The organism is Campylobacter sp. 107 (assembly GCF_002383835.1).
GTDB classification, from domain to species: Bacteria; Campylobacterota; Campylobacteria; order Campylobacterales; family Campylobacteraceae; genus Campylobacter_D; species Campylobacter_D jejuni.
Map to the genome: position 1 here is coordinate 1 of NZ_NXBA01000010.1, position 19367 is coordinate 19367.

A 19367-nucleotide genomic window follows, 5' to 3' on the forward strand; every position below is an offset into this window, starting at 1 on the left:
AGTACAGTAAGTGATATAGCTAATAATATCTTAGAAGATGTTAAGAAGAAAAGGTTTTAATTAATCATTCAAGCCCTTTCTTTGGGCTTGAATTTTAAAAATTTATGCTATGATTTTGTATATTTTATAAAGGAAAGTATATGAATTTATGGGATAAAAAGGCTAAAACTTACGCAAGATATCAAAACACTTTAAACACTATGCAAAAACAAACTTTTGAATATTTACAAAATTTAAAGATTTCCTTTCAAGATAAAAGTATTATAGATATAGGATGTGGAACTGGGGTTTGGACTTTACATTTAGCCAAAGAAGCTAAAGAAATTTTAGCTCTAGATAGTGCAAATGTTATGCTTGAAATTTTACAAGAAGATGCAAAAACTCATACCATATCAAATGTAAAAACCCTGAATTTAGACTTTGAAAGCTTTTATAAAAATAATAACACAAAATTTGACTTAGCCTTTTTAAGTATGTCTCCTGCTTTACAAAATGAAAAAGACTATAAAGCTTTTTTAAACTTAGCTTCTAAAAAAGTGTATTTAGGCTGGGCAAGTAGGCGTAAAAGTAGCTTTTTAGATCCTATATTTGAGCATTTTAACACGCATTTTAAAGGTTTTTATGAAAGTGATTTGCAAGGTTTTTTAAATACACAAAATATCCCTTATGAGTATGAAATTTTTAACGAAACTAGAGTGGTAAAAAGAGACAAACAAAGTGCGATAGAAAATGCTTTGTGGCATTTAAGTATGAATGGTATTAATACAAACAAACAAGAGTTAGAAAGCTTTGTAAAAGATGAAGTAGAAGAGATTATAGAGGCTAAGATAAAACTTTTAATCATTAGCTAGTATATACTAGCTAAGATTGATTTTTGAAATTTCATCTTGAATTTTTAAAGTTTCATCTAAAGTTTGTATGATTAAGGTAAAATGCTTATGATCTATGTCTTCTTCTTTGTGGCTTTTTAAGTATTTATCTAGCACAGCATAACCGCCTATTTTAAACTCATAAATTTCAAGACTTACTTTAGTAAAATACAAGCTTTCGTTTATGAAAAGTTCTTTTGTGTCTTTGTTGTATTTGATTTTTTGTATTTTTAAATTTTTATTTTTAATGTCTTTAAACAAGGCTTCACCTACATTAAAATCTAACTCATCATTTTTCAATAAATGTAAATTTATAAGTTTTAAGCCTAGTTTGCTTAAATTTTTAAAAGTATTTTTATCTTTTGTAAAAGGAATTTTTGGAAAATCAATTTTTAAAAAATCAAAGTATTTTTCTCTATAAATTTTATGAAAAAGCACAGCATAGATATAGCCTAGTATGTCTTCTGGTGAGAATTTTTCTTTATAAAACTCATCTATGAAAGTTCTAAAGCTTTCTTTGAAATTTTCTATTTTTGAGGTGAAATTTTCTTCGTTAAAATTTGGATTTTCTTTTTTTAGGAATTTTTTACTTCTAGTTGTAGGGTAAAGATAAAGTGGATAAATATAGCTACCACTACCCACTAAATGTAAATCTATGATTTTGCTACTAATAAAAATATTATCAATATTATTTAATTTTGTTCCTCTGTCGCAAATTAATCCTATATTTTCATTTTCTAAAAAATGCTCAAAAATATCATAAACAGGATAAGCCATAAAGGCTTTTGAATTTTCTATATAATAAGTCCATTTTTTATCAAAAGGACGATAATGACATTTTTTTATAAAATTTTCTAAATTATCGCAATTTTTATTAACCGCTTTTATAGCAGAATCTAATTTCCAATCCCTAGAATCTTCACCAATATCATAAATTTTATATAACTCATCTTTAGTTTTTGTATTAAAGTCTTTAAGTAGTTGCGTTAGATTTTCTTTGTTATTATGAAAAACTATATTATCTCTTTTTGAGCAAATTCCTACACCTGATAACATAAACATATCTTTTACGCTTATGCCTTTGTTGTATTCTTCTAATAAATCATTATTTTGTGGTAAAAAAAGATAAAAAGGCTCGTTGTTTTTTACCAAAGTCCATTTTATAGAATTTAAGTCATTTTCATATAAAAATTCGTATTTATCTTTTCTTTTGCCGTATAAATCATGATAATAAATTTTTGTATTTTGAGCTTTTGAATTTTGTTTTATAAAGATATTTATACTCACACCTTGCATGATATCAAAGACATTATCATCTTTGCTTCCATCAGGGGCTTTTTCTTTTTTTCTAGTATCGCCGTGTAAATTAAGTATATAAATTTTATCAAAGCTTTGCATTAAAGAATATCTCATACCTCTAAAGGTAGGATTATCTAAAAAGCTATTATTTGAAATAAAAGCAAAAATTCCACTTTCTTGAGAGTCTATTTTGCTTTGGGCAAAGCGTATGAATTTTACATAATCATCTAAAAGCCATTTTGGATTTTTTTCATTTTCTAGTTTGTGTTTTTCATATATAGCTTTAAAAGTGTTTGTGTTTTGCTTAGTTTTTTCTTGAAAATATAAATTTATATATTTTTTTTGTTCTTTGCTAAGATTTGCTTTGCTTGGTTCTAAACCATAGCTTATTTTAATCTCATCTTCGTATAAGCCTTTGTTGCTACTTGCTCCACTATAAGGCGGATTGCCTGTGATGATTAGAATTTGTTCTTCTTTTATTTTTTGTGCTTTTTTAAATTCTCTTGTTAGATCAATGAGAGTAAAAAGCGTGTTTTGATCATTTTGTTCTTTGGATATGCTTTTAAAATATAAAGTATTTGTTAGTGCTATTTTAAGACTTTCATCATCGTTTAATGGAGAGTTAAATTCTTCTTTAAAACTTTGAGAAATTTTTAAATGTGCTATGGTGTAAGGGGCTATTAAAAATTCAAAACCGCAAAATTTATCTATCAAAGCTTTTGGATTGTAATTAACGCTATTTTTACTTATAGGTTCTAAAGCTTTTCTAAAAGCTTCAAGTAAAAAGGTGCCAGTGCCTGTGGCAAAATCAAGTAAGGTTATATTTTTATCTAAAGCTTCACTTAATCCTTTTTTGTGATTGAAATCTTGTTTTAAAATTTCATCTATGGCATTTATGATGAAAATTACTACAGGCGCAGGAGTATAATATACTCCCCTTACTTCTCTAAGCTTTGGATCATAGCTTGCTAAAAATGTTTCATAAAAGTGCAAATAAGGATCTTTGTGAGTAGATAAAATAGTAGGACGATTAAATAAGTCTTTCTCGCCTGTTTTGTTTAATTCTTTAATAATGCTTGTAATGTCTATATGATTTATAATGTTTATGATTTCTTCTAAAAGCCATTTTATATTTTCTAAATTTTCAAAACTATCATCTAAAAATCCACTCATAGAACGAATCAATGGAAATGATTTTGGTATGAATTTTTTAGCATTGTTTAGATCTATTTCTTTTGCGGTATCGTTATTTAATTTTGCTAAGAATAAGCTATAAGTTAAAGTTTGCGCAAAAGAATCGCAAAATTCTTCATAGGATAATTCTTTATAAAGTGTTTCTTTGAAGGTGTTAAATAAACTTAATAAAGTTTCATTTTTGCTTGATAATAAAAGCTCATCTTTTAAAATTCTTGTTCTTAGGCTTAGATGGTTTGCAAAATCTAAAGCTGAATTTATGGGATTTGGGATTTTAGAAAAAAATATGCTAAAAAGTTCGTTTAACTCTTGTGTTTTAGTATCTAGCAAAGATTGATTTTTAATAACTCTTTTTATCTCATCAAGAGAGCAAATTTTTACTTCTTTACAAATGATAATTTCATTTTTATCATTTAAACTTAATAATATAAATCTTAAATAATCTGTGAGAATGATATTTGGGCTTAATTTTGTGTATTTTAAAATTTGATCGCTTTTTATGATGTTATCAAGATTTGCATTTACTCTTTTGTTTTCAATATAACCTAAAGTTAAAAAATCTTTTGTAATCAAAAAATCCGGAGCACCTCTACCTTCTTTGTCGTTATTTGGTTCTTGTTTGATAGAGATTTTATTTTGCTTGTCTTGATTATCTTTTATAGCTTGCAATAAATTTTGCAAAGCTGTTCTATGCGTGTGTTCTTTATCATTTGTAGAAATATCTTTTATGTTTTCTAGATAAGCTTTTAGCATTAATTTCCTTTAATTTGCGACTTTGAAATTTAAAGTTTTCCCTGCCATAAATGGCACTACATCGCCGTATTTTTGCGCTACTTGCCATTCTTGTTTTTCTAAGATGACGATTTTATCTTTTTCAAATTTAAGATTATGGATTTTGCAAGCATTATCTGAAATAAATTTTTGTAAATTTGTTTCATTTGAATGTTTTTCAAAAAGTTCAACTAATACAGGTAAAATCACCGGTGCGCTAAAAACTCCAGCCGCACAACCACAACATTCTTTAGTGTGCAATGGATGAGGCGCGCTATCGCTTCCAAACATAGCCTTTTCATAGCCACTAAAAGCAAGCTCACATAAAGCATCTTTATCTTCATAGCGTTTTGCAATAGGCTTGCAAAATAAATGTGGATCCATTTTACCACCCACTACATCATCAAGCGTTATCATCAAATGATGCAAAGTGATAGTTGCGTATAAATTTTCATAATCTTTTAATAAATCACACAAAACCTTAGTGGTAATATGCTCCATTACAATTTTTAATTTTGGAAAGTTTTTAGCTAATTTTTCATATATTTTGGCAAAATTTGCTTCTCTATCCATGACAAAATCATTGGTTTCTCCATGCACAAGTAAGGGTATGTTTAATTCGCTCATAGTATTTAATGTAGGTTTTAACTTTTCTATATCAAAACTTGAAATTCCATTATCTGAGTTGGTAGTGATGCCTGCAGGATAAAGCTTGATAGCAAAAAGCTCGTCTTTAGCTTTTTCTAAAAATTGCTCATCATAGTCTTTGAAAAATAAAGTCATCAAAGGCGTAAAATCTTCATTTTTACATGCTTTTAAAATGCGTTCTTTATAAGCTTTTAATACATCTATTTCAGTAAGTGGGGTGATTAAATTTGGCATGATAACCCCTGCCTTAAAGTCTTTTGCACTAAAAGGAGCTACAAGCTCAAGCATACTTTCATCGCGTAAATGTAAATGCATATCAAGTGGATTTTTAATTTTCATAATCATCTCCTATATTTTTAGCTGATAAAATCCATTTTTAAGACGCTTAAAAAGCTTTTTTTCTTCTAAAAATTTAAAAGTAGCGATGATAGTGGGCTTGCTTTGGTTTAATTTTTCTTCAAGCTCACTGATTTTAATCATAATAAAACCATTTTCATCAGCATTTTCGCATAAAAATTTTAACAATTCAAAACGCTTTTTTCCCAAAATTTCTTGTATTAAATTTTCAAATTTCATAAGTAAATGCTATATAAAATAAAACTCCAAACAAAAAGAGCTAAAAGCACACTAAAAAACACTGCCGCACTCGCACAATCTTTAGCAATTTTTGCCTTTTCATGCCATTCATTTGTAATCAAATCAACACAAGCTTCAATAGCCGAATTTAAAGCCTCGATAATTAAAATAAGCATTAAAACACTTACCAACAATAAATGCTCCAAAAAACTAACTTTTAAGAAAAAACTACAAATTATCGCTGGGATAATAATGCAAAGTTCAATTCTAAATGCCGTTTCATTTTTAAATAAAGCAAAAATCCCTTCTAAAGCATATCTTGCATTATTTAAAAAATGATATTTAGGCTTCATGGATTTGCCTTAAGTTTAGGATTTAATAAATCATATTCTGGCTCATAAACACTTGTTTTTACATCAAAATATCCTAAAAGAGTACTAAAAAGATTATCTTGAGAAAGTTTTAAACCTTTATGCTCTTTAGCTAAATTCATTAATTTTTCATCATTACTCCAAAAAATAGCAGGGATATGGGTTTGATAACTTGGCGCTATAGCATAAGGCATACCATGAAGATAAATATTATTTTCACCCAAACTTTCGCCATGATCTGAAAGATAAAACAAAGAACTTTCATAGTTTTTTTGCTCTTTTAATAGTTTTATAATCTCACTTAAAAGATAATCTGTATAAAGTAAAGTATTGTCATAAGTGTTGATTAAAGCCTCGCTATCACATTTTGAAAGCTCATTAGTATCACAAGTTGGAGTGAATTTTTTAAATTCACTTGGATAGCGTTTATAATAAGTTGGCCCATGAGAACCTTGCAAATGAAGAACTATTATATTTTGATCACTTAAATGATTTAATTTTTCTTTAAAAGGAGCGAGTAAATTTTCATCCAAATCACTAGAAAGCTTTTGCTTATAAGCTAATCTATCACAAACCCCTTTACAACCACCAGAATTATTATCAAACCATGCAGTATCTACACCTGTTTTATAAAGCACATCCATCGCATTTTCTTGAAATTCTGAACTTGAATAATTTTCACGCTTAGAAATAGAAAACATACAAGGTAAACTTACCGCTGTTGCTGTTCCACATGATGAAAAATTATCAAAAAACACTACATTATCTTTTTTGGTATAAAAATTGGTATCATTTTTAGCATATCCACCCAAAGAGTAATTTGCCGCTCTAGCGGTTTCACCCACTACCAAAACTAAAAGTTTTTTAGTGTGATTGTTTTCTCTATAAGCATCATTAGCTATAGTTTTAAATTCTGGCTTAGCTTTTACAAAACGAACATAATAGCGATATACGGCATAAATTTGATAAAAAGGGGTATTATACATTCTTATTTCATTATAGTTTCTAAAAAAAGGCAAGAAAGTTTTACTTAAAGGGATTAAAACCGCACAAACAACAATCAAACCTGATATTATATTGATAATTTTAATTTTTAGATGGGATTTAAAACTACCATAATAATCAATTTTTACTTTAACAACATAAAAAACCAACAATAAAGCCAAAACAACAAATAAGATTAATTTTAAATTTAACAAATCTTTTACTTCTTTGATATCTGTTTGAACAACATTTTGTATCATATCAGAATCTATAAGCACCCCATAAAAACTCATAAAGTAAACACTTAAAAAAGATGATATTATAAATAATATAGAAAAAAATTTAGTAAAAAACTTTATAAAAAGCAAAGAGCAAATCACGTGAACAAGGGCAAAATAGGCCACAATAAAAACAAAAGTTATAAACCAGTTTTGTGTATTTTTTTCATACACAAAATAAAATAAATTAAAATTCAACAATACAATCATCAAAGAATTAAAAAAAGTAAACTGAAGCCAAGTTAATCTAAGCATATAAATCCCACCTCCAAATTTAAGCTTTTAATTTTATTGAATTTTTTTAAATGGATTGTAGTTTTAAATCTTTTTATGTTATGATTTACACTTTTAATGAAAATTTTAAGGAAAATAATGAAACTACTTTCATGGAATGTCAATGGCTTAAGAGCTATTTGTGATAAAAATGCACTTGATTGGATAGCACAAGAACAAATTGATTTTATAGGTTTTCAAGAAATCAAAGCACATGAAGATAAATTTCCTAAAAAAATTTATGAATATCCTTTTAAACACATGTATTTTAATTCTGCTAAAAGAGCGGGGTATTCTGGGGTAATGAGTCTTTGTAATTTTAATAGCGAAGTAAAAAAATGCGAATTTTTTGATGATGAAGAAGGTAGGGTTTTAGAACACCGCTTTAAAAATATTGCACTTTTTAATATCTATTTTCCAAATGGTCAAAAAGATGAAGAGCGTTTAAATTTTAAGATGAAATTTTATGCAGATTTTTTAGTGTATTTGGATAAGCTTTTAAAGGATGGATTTGAAATTATCATTTGTGGTGATGTCAATACCGCTCATAAAGAAATCGATCTTACTCATCCAAAAGCCAATGCCAACACTTCAGGTTTTTTACCTATAGAAAGAGCTTGGATTGATGATTTGCTAAAGCTTGGTTTTATAGATACTTTTAGAGAAATTAATGGTGAAATCAAAGAAAAATACTCATGGTGGAGCTATAGAATGAAAGCAAGAGAAAGAAATGTAGGCTGGAGGATTGATTATTTTTTCATTTCAAAGGGTTTAAAAGATAAACTTAAAAACGCTTTCATAAGAGACGATATTTTTGGCTCTGATCACGCACCTGTAGGTATAGAAATAGATATTTAATATCCCAAAAATGGGATATTATTTTTTAACGAATTTTTTTGCTTTTTCCCAAAGTCTTACACCGAGCTTTTTAGCTTTTTTGGAATTTAAATCTTTGTATTTTTCACTAGCAATTTTTTCTAATTCAAAAATTTCTTGTTTAAAACGATTTAATTTTCTTTGAGTAAGTTTGTTAAAATCATTAATCTTTGGATTTTTCTTAATATCATTTAAAACTAATATTAGTTGCTCTCTGCTTTCACCTGCAAGACGTCTAAATTTAGCAAAAAGATTATCAAGTTCATGTTCTAGCAAATTCTCAACTATACTCTTACAAGGATCATTTTGTAATTGAATCTCTTTTTTTAAAAGAGCAATAAAATCATCTTCTATACCTATTAGTTCTTTGCTTTTTAAACTAACATCTTCTTCAAAATTTGCATAAGTTAATGAAGCTTTAAATTTTTCCATTGCCAAAACAATACCATCCCTTGTGCCTTTAATCACGCCTAAACAAAGATCTTTTGCATAAGCCATAGATTCATTAGCTATTTCAAAAGCGGTATTTAAAATAATACTTGAAATTTTTAAAATTCTTTCTTTTTCAAAATGAGCTTCACAAATGGCATTATATACGAGATTTTTAGCTATTTCACTACTTGTAAGTTCTATATCTTCAGCCTTTTCTAATGTAGTTAAAAAAGCACTTTCAGCGGTTTCTTTTAAAATTCCAAGAATTTCTATATCAAATAAAATAGCATCATTTAAACCACCGCTAAATTCATCACAAAAAGAACATTCTTGTAAAATATTCTCAAATTCAAAAAAATTATCGCTGATTTGATTTTTAATCAAATTCTTTTGATTTTCAATCTGTTTGTTTAATAATTCAGCTTCGCTAATATACTCATAAAGCGAATTTTGAGCATCTACAATACTCGCCTTAACCAAAGCTTTGATAACCTTTGTAACATTTTCATCATCAAAAAAATCAAGTTTTTTTAAAATAGTTAAAAATTCAACCAAAAGAGAATTTAAAACTTTTTTTGTTTCATGAGGATTATGTGAAATTTGCTTATACGCAAGATTAAAACTCAAGTCTTCAAGTAAATCACTTGCTTCATCTTTACCGAGATTTGATAAAGAATTTTCAAAAATAATTAAAGTATTTTTCATTTTTCCTTCTTTCTTAAAGTACAAATTTTGCTTTAGCTTTTAATTTATCAAATATATCCAAACGATCTTTTTTGCTATCAACATAAACATTTAACAAATAACTTTGATATTTTCCACTCGCACTTGAATTCGAATGTTTAAATTTATATTCTCTTTGACCTAAAATTTCTTCAAAAATTTCACTTGCCTTAACATGCACCTCAAAAATCACCTTATAATCCCAAAAAGTAGGATAATTGATCTGAGGTTCTTTTTTAAGATCGCACAAATTTACCACTTTTACCTCCTTCTTTGCTTTCAAGCACTATATCCGTAATTCTCATTGATTTATCTATAGCCTTGATCATATCATATATAGTTAAAAGTCCTATACTAACTCCACTTAAAGCTTCCATTTCAACACCTGTTTTACCTTCACACTTAACTGTTACAATAAGCTTAAATGCACATTCTTTAACAAATTCCACAATATTAGTTTCAACTTTAGAAAGCATCAAAGGATGGCACATAGGAATAATTTCACTTGTTTTTTTAGCCCCCATTATAGCCGCAACAATAGCTGTTTGAAGAACAGGACCTTTTTTTGCGGTATTGTTTTTAATTACATCAAAAGCTTCTTGACTCATATATATTATACCACTAGCTGTGGCTATTCTTAAAGTAATATTTTTATCGCTTACATCTACCATTTTAGGATGATTTTTTTCATCTAAATGACTTAATTTCATAAATTCACCTTTTAAAAAATTATAAAAATTATAGCAAAACCAAACAAATTTAAGATAAAATAAGCTTTGTATTTTTATTTAAGGAGGAAACAATGACTTATGAAGATGAAGAAGATTTAAATTACGATGATTATGAAAACGAAGATGAAGAATATCCACAAAATCACCATAAAAATTATAATTACGATGATGATGATTATGAATACAATGATGATAACAATGATGATGATTTTTATGAGATGGATTAAGAATGAGCAAAACCCTTAACCAAAAAGATATAAAAGTTTTAGGACTTTCATCATTAGGTGGAACTTTAGAATTTTATGATTTTATTATTTTTGTATTTTTTGCAAATTATATTTCAACAAACTTTTTTCCAAAAGATTTAAGTAGTTTTTGGCAAATGTTTAATACTTATGGAATATTTGCAGCTGGATATTTAGCACGTCCTTTAGGGGGTGTGATACTGGCACATTTTGGAGATAAATTTGGACGCAAAAGAATGTTTATGATTAGTATTTTGTTAATGGTTATTCCAACTTTTACTCTAGCTTTTATTCCAAATTATGAAAGTATAGGTTTTCTTTGTATTGTGCTTTTAGTTTTTATACGCATTTGTCAAGGTATAGCTATAGGCGGGGAACTCCCTGGAGCTTGGGTTTTTGTATACGAACACGCACCACAAGGTCAAAAAAGAACTTATTTGGGAATTTTAACCGCTTCGGTTGTAGGTGGAATTTTATTAGGTAGTTTGGTTTTTTTAATTATGAATAAAATTTATACCCAAGAAGAACTTCATGAATGGGCTTGGAGAATTCCATTCTTTTTAGGTGGAATTTTTGGGATTATTTCTGCTTATTTGAGAAAATTTTTAAGAGAAACTCCTGTTTTTGAACAAATGAAAAAAGACAAGGCTTTAGAAAAATTTCCTTTAAAAGAAGTGTTTAAAAAAGCTAAAATGGGAATTGTTCTTTCTATGATGATTACTTGGGTTTTGACAGGTTGTATTGTTGTAATGATTTTGCTTATGCCTAGTTATATGGCAAAAATACTTCAAATTAATACTTCTATACAAACCTATCTTCAAATAGGTGGAATTTTGCTTATTTGCCTAGGGTGTATTATAAGTGGAATTTTAGCGGATAAAATAGGCGTTATTAAATCTTGTGTATTTTTTAGTGTTTTTTTTGGAATTGCAAGCTTGCTTTATTTTAATACTTTATATAGACAAAATGCTGATTTTAACCTAGTAGCTTGCTTATATTTACTTGTATGTTTTTTTAGCGGAGTGATGAATTTTTGCCCTTTAATAATGAGTGAAGTATTTGATGCAAAAATTAAATTTTCAGGACTTTCTTTTTCATATAATATTGCTTATGCTATAGCTGGAGGTTTAACTCCGCAACTTGCTTTTTTCTTGCATAGTTTTGCCTTAAATAATTTAAGTAATTTTTGGCGTTTTTCTTTGGGACTTTATGTTTTCTTTTTGGCTATTATAGCTTTGCTATGTGCATTTATTTTTTCTTATCTTAATAATACCCAACGCACATACTCTCAGTGATTTTAATACGCTTTTCAAAAGGAGCTGGGCTAAAAAAATGGCATTTTTCTATATAAATATGCTGATGATAATTTAGCCCTAAAAAATCATAAAATTTTTTTAAATTAACAAATTTAATCCCACAAATTTCCTTAAGCTCTAAAAGTTTATAAATAGAAGAATTATTTTTTTCCACTAAATGAGAGGGAGCTAATCCAGTAAAAGAACAAAAAGCACTTGCCAATACAAAACCATTTAAACCACTACATTGCCTTAAAGCTTGCTGATGTTTTTCTAAAATGCAATTTCTATGCAAAAATATAATTCTTGTTCCTTGATATCTACCTATTTCTGCATTTTTCCAAAATTTATAAGCATTTTTTGAAATTCCAGCAAAACGATGAAATTCAGCGTTTAAAATATAGTGATCTAAAAATTCATTAGGAGGTAAGATTAAACTTTTCATCACTACAATTTAGAGCCTTAAAAAGGCTCTTTAATCTTCTTTGTTTAAATTTTCCTTAGCTTTGTTAGGAAGCTTAGATAAAAGATTGTTTAAATCAAAATTAATTCCTTGAGTTTTTGCCTCTTTAAGTAAAGCAACTGCAGCTTTTGCGTTAAATGGAGAAGAACCATCATGCGGAGCAAAAAGATGATCTGTTATTGCTAAAGCATAAGCGGATTTTTTCACTTTTTCACGAGCAGCATGAGGAGTGCGAACAAAACATATACTTTCAATCAAAACATCATCAAAATTCCAACGATGTAACAAAAATCCCAAGAAAGAAATATGATCTACGCCTAAAAATTCATTCTCCGCTAAAGCAAGATTTTCATTTTTATTTAAAAAAGCTAAAAAATCCTTATCCTTATGATTTTGTATAAGAAAATTTGAAAAAATAACAATACCAAGCCTTAAAAGCATTGCACAAGGAACTAAAAGATGAGAAAGTTTTTTATCTTCATCATTAAGCCAATTTGCGATAAAAGTTGCCTCGTCATTGCACGTTTTTAAAAAATTTTGAGTATTTAAACCATAAGGTGAAACGTCTATTTTAAAATTATCTCTAATGGAGTCAGCCATAACTATATTGATGATATTACCAACGCCTAATAAAGTAATCACTTGATTTATGGTTGTAATTTCTCTTGTAAAACCATAATAAGGAGAATTTGCTAATTGCAAAAGCTTAGCCGTCATCAACGGATCGCTTGAAATGATTTCAGCAACTTTCATAGTTTCTATATTTGAATTAGCCTCGCTCACATATTTTCTTAACTTACTTACAGTATCAGGTAAAGGTGGCAATACTTCAACGCTTTTTAATAAAAGCTCATTCATATCTCCAATCATATTTAATTTATCCTTAATTAATATTATTATAATTTGCAATTATATCTAAATTTTAATTTACTTATTGCATTTTTTATGACTTAAGGTATAATAAAAATTACAAATAAATGCCTAATTTATGGTGTCTTGATTTAGTTAACTAGTAATTAAAAAATAGTTTTAATGGAGTTAAATTGATGTTTTTTTAATTTTAAAAATAAAAGCTCAACAAAAAAAGAAGAAGTAAAAAAGTTTTAGAAGCTCTATATCTTCAATAAAATGAACTTGAAGAAAAATTAAAAACAATAAACATCAAGCCAAAATTAATTATAGGCTTTGCGTCAATCAACTTAATCTAGCGATCATAAGCAATAAGATTCAAAATTCTATAAATGAGCAATGTGATATCATCTTAAGCAGTTCTACTGATTTATTATGCAACCTTGATTCTAACTCAAACATTGAAAACAGTCCTTATAAACAAAATATCCAAGGAATAAGCTTGATACTTTTTAGTGAAGATATGATAGAAAATCTTTGCACAAATAAAATCAAGCTTTTTAGTGATATAAAAGATTATACAGAAAGAAAAAAACTGATAGAAAAAGAAGTTTTATTTATAAATATACCTTTTGAAGCACACTGCATAAATACTTTGCATTATTTAATTTATGATGGTTTAAGTCAAAGCGAAAGTTCTCTTTTAGAACTTTTGTACAAACACAACCCCTATCCTTGTGCTTTAGTAGGGGGTGGGTCTAGCGGAAACATAGACTTTAGCGGAGCATTTATATTTTATAACGGAGAAATATTAAAAATCAAGCTTTAAGCATACATGTTCAATTTAAACCTAAATACCGTTTTAATTTAATGAAGTCTCAAAATTTCAATCCTCAAAAGCAACATTACCTTTACCATACTTGATGTAAGCTTATATGATAAAACCTTACGCGAATTGATTAATAAAAAACCTTTCAATCCATCAACGCGGTTGAAGCTTTATGTAATTATTTTAACTGTACTTTTGAAGAACTTAAAAATAAAATGCAAGAATATACTTTTGCTTTAAAAATTGGAGAAGACTGTCTTATTTCCCCTATGGAAATCAACCCAAATAAAACATTATTTAGTTATTGTGATATAGAAAGCGCTCAGGAATTAAGCTTGGCTTAAAAAAACAAATTTTATTGAAGCTATAAAAAAGATTATGAAAAATTTTCTCTTAATGAACCAAAACCACTAGGAGCAATTTTTAACGATTGTATCTTAAGAAGACTTCACAACAAAGAACATTTAAATCAAATCCATTTTAATGATTTTCCTATAGTTGGTTTTTCTAGTTTTGGAGAAATTTATGGAGCGGGAATTGCAAAAAGTTTAGTGGCAATATTTTTTTATGAAGTTGAAAATTTTAATGATTTCAAACTTAGATATTTAAAAACTTTCATACAAAAATACAGTGATTTTAAATACTATTATCTTAATATAAAAGGTCAAAAACTAGAAATGACAAATGAGATTAATAAAATAATCTTAAATCAACTCAAATGTTATGAAGATGTTCTAGTTAAATTAAATTAATACTAAAAAATTAAGAATTTCAAGAATCAAAAATCTTGAAATTCTTACACTAAAAATTAAAGTGCTTTTTTTGCGGCCTCTGCAATTTTTGCAAAAGCAGCAGCATCATTCATAGCTAAATCTGCTAGAATTTTTCTATCAAGTTCAATACCTGCTTTTTTAAGACCATTGATAAATCTTGAATAACTTAAATCATTGAGTCTGCAAGCAGCATTGATACGCACAATCCAAAGACGGCGGAAGTCTCTTTTTTTACGGCGTCTATCACGATAAGCATAGACTAGACTTCTTTCTAATTGTTCTTTTGCTTTTCTAAAATGTTTGCGTCGTCCACTATAAAAACCACGCGCTAATTTTAAAACTTTTTTATGTCTGCGGCGTCTAACAACACCTGTTTTTACTCTTGCCATTTTTATTTCCTTTCATAAAGTGGCGTCCAAATTTGGAGCTTGCCCTTGAAATTTTATCTCAGAGGGGAGTTTGAATGACTTTTAGTCAAAAACTTAAATTCCTAGCATTTTTTCAACAGCTTTTACATTTGTGCTATGCACATATTTAGCTGTGCGAAGATCACGCATTCTTTTTGCAGGTTTTTTAGTCAAAATATGACTTCTAAAAGCTGAGCCTCTTTTGATTTTATTTTTACCTACTTTGAAGCGTTTAACTGCGCTTTTAACGCTTTTCATCTTTGGCATACGCTTTCCTTTATTTAGATAAATTTTTATTTTTCAAACTTTAAAAGAAAAGATAAATACTATCAAATTTTTTCTAATTTTTGACTGAATTTAATTTTTAAAAAACTTGGCACACATTTTGCTTATAAAAAAATCAGCAATATTTTGGAAAGATTTAAAATGACTATAAATTCGGCAAATCCATATCAAAATTTAACCTTATCTAATCCTTTGCAGAATAGCTCTGCTCTAAATTTGATTAAAGATAGCAAAGCCTTAGATCAAAAAGGAAATGAAAATAGCTTAGAACAATTAAGTTATATTTTTAACAATATCACTTATGCTAGTGAATTTGGATTTAGAATCAATGAAGAAGGTTTTTTTGATAAAGATTTAAATAAAATTGCAAATATACCAGAATCTTATGATATCAACATTAAAAGCGTTAGAAGCATAGCGAAAGAACTCGCAAAACAAGATGAAAATTTAAACTACAATAAAATTGATCTACCTTATCTTTTAAATAGCTATCATAGTTCATTAAAATCTATAAATTCAGAATTTTTACAAGATGATAATGCTTATTTAAGTCGCGATCTTATTTCGAAACTATCATCAGGTTTTTCAACAGATAATGGAGAATTTTTAGGCCAAATTTCAAGAATTTACAACAATCAAGAAGAAATTGATTTGGCATTAAGTAATATCACAAATTTAAATACTTTAATGTTAGATAATAAAATAACTAATTTTCACTTTGATAAAGCCATAGAAAACACTTCTTCTAATGAAATTTTAAAACCTTATTTAACTAAAAATGCAGAAGTATCAAAATCTGGTCTTTTAATGAATTTTATCTACCATGATATAAAAACTCAAAACGAACAAGAATTTAACTTTTTTATGAAACCTGCCACTTTAGAACTAAGCTCTCATCAAAATTTACAAAAAATTCTCAAGGGTGAAACAGATATAGAAGATTACATCAAAAAAGAAAATGAAAAAAAGATGAGTTTTGATCTTTATCTTTATGTGAATGGCGTAGATAAAAAAACAAGTACTCAAGATAAACTATCTGTATTTTTTCAACAATATATTAACTACCAAAAAGATATGGATTTAAGAGAATTTGCAAATTCAAGTTCAATATTTCAAATTTATATCGATCAAAATCGCAATGATTTTGATGCTCTTAAAAAACAATATCAAAACCAAAGTCAAGATACGCAAAGATTAGAAGAAGCAAATCAACTACGTTCTAGCTCTATAGAAAATTTTTTAGATCGTCGTCAAAAACAAGCAAATATAAATAAAATTTTAAACTCTTATATGTCTGTGATGGTTTAAAATAATTTTTTAAAAAATATATAAATTATAAATACTTTAATAATAATAATTTTTATATAATTAATTAATAAAATTTTAAGTATTATAGCATTATAATCCGCTCTCGAAAAATATAAATATAAAAGTACTCAAAACCATGATTTATAATGAAAAAATTATTTCAATGAATAATGATATTTTAGATCATCAACATAAAGAACTTTTTGAAATTTCTAAAAAACTCTCTTTAATGAACCAATGTCATGTTGGAACAAAAGAATTAAAAATTGTCTTAAGAGAGTTGTTGATAATGATCAATAGACATTTTTCAGATGAAGAAGCCTTTATGAGAAAAATAGAATATCCTTATATCAACCATCATACAAGAATTCACAGAAAAATTATCTTAGAAATTGAAGAAATTATCATCAGTGAAGCTAAATTTGTAAATATAATGACCGAAAAATTAAATCTCGTTGTTCAAGATTTTATCTTTAAACATACAGCCAAAGAAGATTCAAAAATAGTAAAGTATTACGAAGAAAAATTTAAGAAATAGTATTTCTCATTTTTGCTATATAAAATTCACAAAATATTTCACTTTAAAATTTTACTTTAGCATTTTATTTTTGTTATAATTTTTAACCTAATTTTTATAAATTTTTGTTATTATCCGTTTTCAAATAAAGATAAAAAATATCCTAATTAAAATTAAGGATAAATTAAGGATTTTAAAGTGAAAGTATATTTAGATAACAACGCAACGACAATGCTTGATCCTAATGCTTATGAGTTGATGCTACCTTTTTTAAAGGATATATATGGAAATCCAAATAGCCTTCATCAATATGGAAGCGCAACACATCCTGCTTTAAGAGAAGCTTTAGATAAACTTTATGCAGGGCTTGGAGCAAATGACTTAGATGACATAGTTATAACCTCCTGTGCGACAGAAAGCATTAACTGGGTGCTTAAGGGTGTGTATTTTGATCATATTTTAGATAGAGAGCGCAATGAAGTGATTGTTTCTAGCGTAGAACACCCTGCTGTTGCTGCTGCTGCTCATTTTTTAAAAAGTCTTGGAGTAAAAGTCATAGAACTTCCTGTAAACGAAGAAGGAGTTTCTACTGTAGAAGATTTGCGTAAAGTGATTAGCGATAAAACAGCACTTGTAAGTGTTATGTGGGCAAATAATGAAACAGGTATGATTTTTGATATTAAAGCGATGGCAGAACTTGCGCATGAATTTGGTGCTCTTTTTCATACAGATGCTACTCAAGCAGTAGGTAAAATAAAGGTTAATTTAACTCAAGTAGGAGTTGATTTTGCTTCATTTTCGGCACATAAATTTCATGGACCAAAGGGTGTGGGTGGACTTTTTATAAAAAAAGGACTTAAGCTTACTCCACTTTTACACGGTGGAGAACACATGGGTGGTCGTAGAAGCGGAACTTTAAATGTACCTTATATAGTGGCTATGGGCGAGGCTTTGCGTATTGCAAATACTATGCTTGATTTTGAAGATTCTCATATACGCCGTTTAAGAGATAAACTAGAAGATCAAATTTTAGCCTTGCCTGATACAACAGTAGTTGGAAAAAGGGAACACCGTGTGCCTAATACAATCTTAGCAAGTATTAAAGGAGTTGAAGGCGAAGCAATGCTTTGGGATTTAAATAAAAATGGTATAGCTGCAAGTACGGGCTCAGCCTGTGCAAGTGAAGCTTTAGAAAGCAATCCTATTATGGAAGCTATCGGTGCGGAGCATGATTTAGCGCATACAGCTTTAAGGCTTTCTTTGTCACGTTTTAACACTGAAGAAGAAATTGATTATGCAGCAAAACAAATTAAAAATGCAACACAGAGATTAAGAGCAATTTCTTGTACTTATGCTTATAATCCAAATAATTACAAATAAGGATGAAAAATGGGAAAAAATAGTTTAATTGGTGGATCCATTTGGGATGAGTATTCACAAAAAGTTCAAGATAGAATGAATAATCCTCAACATATGGGAGAATTTAGTGAAGAAGATGCTAAAGCACGCAATGCAAAATTGATCGTAGCTGATTTTGGCGCAGAAAGTTGCGGCGATGCGGTAAGACTTTTTTGGCTTGTAGATGAAAAAACTGATAAAATTATCGATGCAAAATTTAAAAGTTTTGGTTGTGGTACAGCTATAGCAAGTAGTGATACTATGGTGGATCTTTGTATAGGAAAAACTGTAGATGAAGCAGTAAAAATCACAAATTTAGATGTGGAATTTGCTATGCGTGATAATCCAGAAACTCCAGCTGTTCCACCTCAAAAAATGCACTGTTCGGTTATGGCTTATGATGTAATCAAACAAGCAGCAGCACATTATAAAGGCATAAGTCCTGAAGATTTTGAAGATCAAATTATAGTTTGTGAATGTGCTAGGGTAAGTCTTGGAACTATTAAAGAAGTGATTAAACTTAATGATTTGCATAGCGTAGAAGAAATCACACAATACACTAAAGCGGGTGCTTTTTGTAAATCCTGTATCAAACCAGGCGGACATGAAAAAAGAGATTATTACCTTGTAGATATTTTAGCTGAAACTAGAGCTGAAATAGATAGAGAAAAACTCAAAAATACAATGAAAAGCGATGTGGCTTTTGATGAAATGACCGTAGTGGGACAATTAAAAGCGGTTGAGAGTGTTTTAGATGCTGAAATTCGCCCTATGCTTCATAATGATGGTGGAGATTTGGAAGTGATTGATATACAAAAGGCTGAAGGTACAGCAATTGATGTTTATATTCGTTATCTTGGTGCTTGTAGCGGTTGTTCTAGTGGAAGTGGCGCAACACTTTATGCTATTGAAACAATTTTACAAGAAGAATTAAGTCCAAATATACGCGTTATGCCGGTTTAATAAAATAGCA

Annotated in this window: 20 protein-coding genes and 2 pseudogenes; 10 read left to right on the top strand and 12 right to left on the bottom strand. The window is 28.2% G+C overall.

What is annotated here, in order from left to right; genetic code table 11:
* The first annotated feature begins 140 nt into the window (after window positions 1-140).
* Window positions 141-851 carry a class I SAM-dependent methyltransferase gene (locus tag BGS40_RS00345; protein ID WP_096738215.1) on the top strand — a complete coding sequence of 237 codons (711 nt, stop codon included), beginning with the start codon at window positions 141-143 and terminating at the stop codon, window positions 849-851.
* 6 nt (window positions 852-857) lie between these two features.
* On the opposite strand, the gene BGS40_RS00350 is transcribed toward BGS40_RS00345, so the two are convergent.
* The 5 genes and pseudogenes from BGS40_RS00350 to eptC all read right to left on the bottom strand — a co-directional run bounded on the left by BGS40_RS00350 (window position 858) and on the right by eptC (window position 7245).
* On the bottom strand, window positions 858-4115 hold the full coding sequence (locus BGS40_RS00350) for a type ISP restriction/modification enzyme (protein WP_096738216.1): 3258 nt from the start codon (window positions 4113-4115) through the stop codon (window positions 858-860).
* Window positions 4116-4124: 9 nt separating this feature from the next.
* On the bottom strand, window positions 4125-5120 hold the full coding sequence (pyrC, locus tag BGS40_RS00355) for a dihydroorotase (RefSeq protein ID WP_096738217.1): 996 nt from the start codon (window positions 5118-5120) through the stop codon (window positions 4125-4127).
* A pseudogene (locus BGS40_RS00360) lies at window positions 5110-5357 on the bottom strand (replication/maintenance protein RepL). The gene pyrC and the pseudogene BGS40_RS00360 overlap by 11 nt, the downstream one beginning before the upstream one ends.
* Window positions 5354-5710, bottom strand: a complete 357-nt coding sequence (locus tag BGS40_RS00365; RefSeq protein ID WP_052782255.1) for a diacylglycerol kinase — start codon at window positions 5708-5710, stop codon at window positions 5354-5356. The pseudogene BGS40_RS00360 and the gene BGS40_RS00365 overlap by 4 nt, the downstream one beginning before the upstream one ends.
* On the bottom strand, window positions 5707-7245 hold the full coding sequence (eptC, locus tag BGS40_RS00370; RefSeq protein WP_096738218.1) for a lipid A/FlgG phosphoethanolamine transferase EptC: 1539 nt from the start codon (window positions 7243-7245) through the stop codon (window positions 5707-5709). The genes BGS40_RS00365 and eptC overlap by 4 nt, the downstream gene beginning before the upstream one ends.
* Before the next feature lie 117 nt (window positions 7246-7362).
* Here eptC and BGS40_RS00375 point away from each other — a divergent pair, with 117 nt between their 5' ends.
* On the top strand, window positions 7363-8121 hold the full coding sequence (locus tag BGS40_RS00375; RefSeq protein WP_002867799.1) for an exodeoxyribonuclease III: 759 nt from the start codon (window positions 7363-7365) through the stop codon (window positions 8119-8121).
* Between the two features lie 18 nt (window positions 8122-8139).
* Here the strand turns inward: BGS40_RS00375 and BGS40_RS00380 are convergent, their stop codons facing one another.
* Genes BGS40_RS00380 through moaC form a run of 3 tightly spaced genes read right to left on the bottom strand, consistent with a single transcriptional unit; the run spans window position 8140 to window position 10004 of the window.
* Window positions 8140-9300, bottom strand: a complete 1161-nt coding sequence (locus BGS40_RS00380; RefSeq protein WP_079261538.1) for a hypothetical protein — start codon at window positions 9298-9300, stop codon at window positions 8140-8142.
* Complete coding sequence (locus BGS40_RS00385; protein WP_002852023.1) at window positions 9290-9553, bottom strand: HP0495 family protein; 264 nt, start codon at window positions 9551-9553, stop codon at window positions 9290-9292. Before BGS40_RS00385 ends, BGS40_RS00380 begins: the two co-directional genes overlap by 11 nt.
* Window positions 9531-10004 (bottom strand): cyclic pyranopterin monophosphate synthase MoaC, encoded by a 474-nt coding sequence (gene moaC / locus BGS40_RS00390; RefSeq protein WP_002886444.1) that lies wholly within the window; start codon window positions 10002-10004, stop codon window positions 9531-9533. Before moaC ends, BGS40_RS00385 begins: the two co-directional genes overlap by 23 nt.
* Window positions 10005-10096: 92 nt before the next feature.
* Here moaC and BGS40_RS00395 point away from each other — a divergent pair, with 92 nt between their 5' ends.
* Complete coding sequence (locus tag BGS40_RS00395; protein WP_096738219.1) at window positions 10097-10252, top strand: highly acidic protein; 156 nt, start codon at window positions 10097-10099, stop codon at window positions 10250-10252.
* A gap of 2 nt (window positions 10253-10254) precedes the next feature.
* Window positions 10255-11565: an MFS transporter gene (locus BGS40_RS00400; protein ID WP_002851616.1), complete on the top strand. Its 1311-nt coding sequence runs from the start codon at window positions 10255-10257 to the stop codon at window positions 11563-11565.
* On the opposite strand, the gene cheQ is transcribed toward BGS40_RS00400, so the two are convergent.
* Window positions 11534-12013, bottom strand: coding sequence for a cheVAW transcriptional regulator CheQ (gene cheQ / locus BGS40_RS00405; RefSeq protein ID WP_002851877.1), 480 nt, complete (start codon window positions 12011-12013; stop codon window positions 11534-11536). The two genes, BGS40_RS00400 and cheQ, sit on opposite strands and share 32 nt — an antisense overlap.
* A gap of 27 nt (window positions 12014-12040) precedes the next feature.
* A complete protein-coding gene (gene cheP / locus BGS40_RS00410) occupies window positions 12041-12898 on the bottom strand; it encodes a cheVAW transcriptional regulator CheP (protein ID WP_002872905.1) in 858 nt (285 codons plus the stop codon).
* Between the two features lie 481 nt (window positions 12899-13379).
* Between cheP and BGS40_RS09865 the strand changes: the two are divergent.
* Window positions 13380-13946: pseudogene (locus tag BGS40_RS09865) on the top strand (FIST N-terminal domain-containing protein).
* 311 nt (window positions 13947-14257) lie between these two features.
* Complete coding sequence (locus BGS40_RS09320) at window positions 14258-14458, top strand: hypothetical protein (RefSeq protein ID WP_002892691.1); 201 nt, start codon at window positions 14258-14260, stop codon at window positions 14456-14458.
* Window positions 14459-14514: 56 nt separating this feature from the next.
* On the opposite strand, the gene rplT is transcribed toward BGS40_RS09320, so the two are convergent.
* Window positions 14515-14868 (bottom strand): 50S ribosomal protein L20, encoded by a 354-nt coding sequence (rplT, locus tag BGS40_RS00420; protein ID WP_002851731.1) that lies wholly within the window; start codon window positions 14866-14868, stop codon window positions 14515-14517.
* Between the two features lie 93 nt (window positions 14869-14961).
* Complete coding sequence (gene rpmI, locus BGS40_RS00425; protein ID WP_002777995.1) at window positions 14962-15153, bottom strand: 50S ribosomal protein L35; 192 nt, start codon at window positions 15151-15153, stop codon at window positions 14962-14964.
* 159 nt (window positions 15154-15312) lie between these two features.
* Here rpmI and BGS40_RS00430 point away from each other — a divergent pair, with 159 nt between their 5' ends.
* The 4 genes from BGS40_RS00430 to BGS40_RS00445 all read left to right on the top strand — a co-directional run bounded on the left by BGS40_RS00430 (window position 15313) and on the right by BGS40_RS00445 (window position 19357).
* Window positions 15313-16479: a hypothetical protein gene (locus tag BGS40_RS00430; RefSeq protein WP_002872909.1), complete on the top strand. Its 1167-nt coding sequence runs from the start codon at window positions 15313-15315 to the stop codon at window positions 16477-16479.
* 136 nt (window positions 16480-16615) lie between these two features.
* Complete coding sequence (locus BGS40_RS00435; protein ID WP_044305730.1) at window positions 16616-17017, top strand: hemerythrin domain-containing protein; 402 nt, start codon at window positions 16616-16618, stop codon at window positions 17015-17017.
* Window positions 17018-17194: 177 nt separating this feature from the next.
* Window positions 17195-18376 (top strand): NifS family cysteine desulfurase, encoded by a 1182-nt coding sequence (locus tag BGS40_RS00440; RefSeq protein WP_096738220.1) that lies wholly within the window; start codon window positions 17195-17197, stop codon window positions 18374-18376.
* A 9-nt stretch (window positions 18377-18385) separates the two neighbouring features.
* Window positions 18386-19357: an iron-sulfur cluster assembly scaffold protein NifU gene (locus BGS40_RS00445; protein WP_002909264.1), complete on the top strand. Its 972-nt coding sequence runs from the start codon at window positions 18386-18388 to the stop codon at window positions 19355-19357.
* The last annotated feature ends 10 nt before the right edge of the window (window positions 19358-19367 follow it).

Coding starts and splice junctions, on each gene's coding strand:
- BGS40_RS00350 (WP_096738216.1), bottom strand. CDS start 4,115: ATGCTAAAAGCTTATCTAGAAAACATAAAAGATATTTCTACAAATGAT.
- rplT (WP_002851731.1), bottom strand. CDS start 14,868: ATGGCAAGAGTAAAAACAGGTGTTGTTAGACGCCGCAGACATAAAAAA.
- cheP (WP_002872905.1), bottom strand. CDS start 12,898: ATGATTGGAGATATGAATGAGCTTTTATTAAAAAGCGTTGAAGTATTG.
- BGS40_RS00435 (WP_044305730.1), top strand. CDS start 16,616: ATGATTTATAATGAAAAAATTATTTCAATGAATAATGATATTTTAGAT.
- pyrC (WP_096738217.1), bottom strand. CDS start 5,120: ATGAAAATTAAAAATCCACTTGATATGCATTTACATTTACGCGATGAA.
- rpmI (WP_002777995.1), bottom strand. CDS start 15,153: ATGCCAAAGATGAAAAGCGTTAAAAGCGCAGTTAAACGCTTCAAAGTA.
- BGS40_RS00395 (WP_096738219.1), top strand. CDS start 10,097: ATGACTTATGAAGATGAAGAAGATTTAAATTACGATGATTATGAAAAC.
- BGS40_RS00375 (WP_002867799.1), top strand. CDS start 7,363: ATGAAACTACTTTCATGGAATGTCAATGGCTTAAGAGCTATTTGTGAT.
- moaC (WP_002886444.1), bottom strand. CDS start 10,004: ATGAAATTAAGTCATTTAGATGAAAAAAATCATCCTAAAATGGTAGAT.
- eptC (WP_096738218.1), bottom strand. CDS start 7,245: ATGCTTAGATTAACTTGGCTTCAGTTTACTTTTTTTAATTCTTTGATG.
- BGS40_RS00365 (WP_052782255.1), bottom strand. CDS start 5,710: ATGAAGCCTAAATATCATTTTTTAAATAATGCAAGATATGCTTTAGAA.
- BGS40_RS00430 (WP_002872909.1), top strand. CDS start 15,313: ATGACTATAAATTCGGCAAATCCATATCAAAATTTAACCTTATCTAAT.
- BGS40_RS00345 (WP_096738215.1), top strand. CDS start 141: ATGAATTTATGGGATAAAAAGGCTAAAACTTACGCAAGATATCAAAAC.
- BGS40_RS00445 (WP_002909264.1), top strand. CDS start 18,386: ATGGGAAAAAATAGTTTAATTGGTGGATCCATTTGGGATGAGTATTCA.
- BGS40_RS00400 (WP_002851616.1), top strand. CDS start 10,255: ATGAGCAAAACCCTTAACCAAAAAGATATAAAAGTTTTAGGACTTTCA.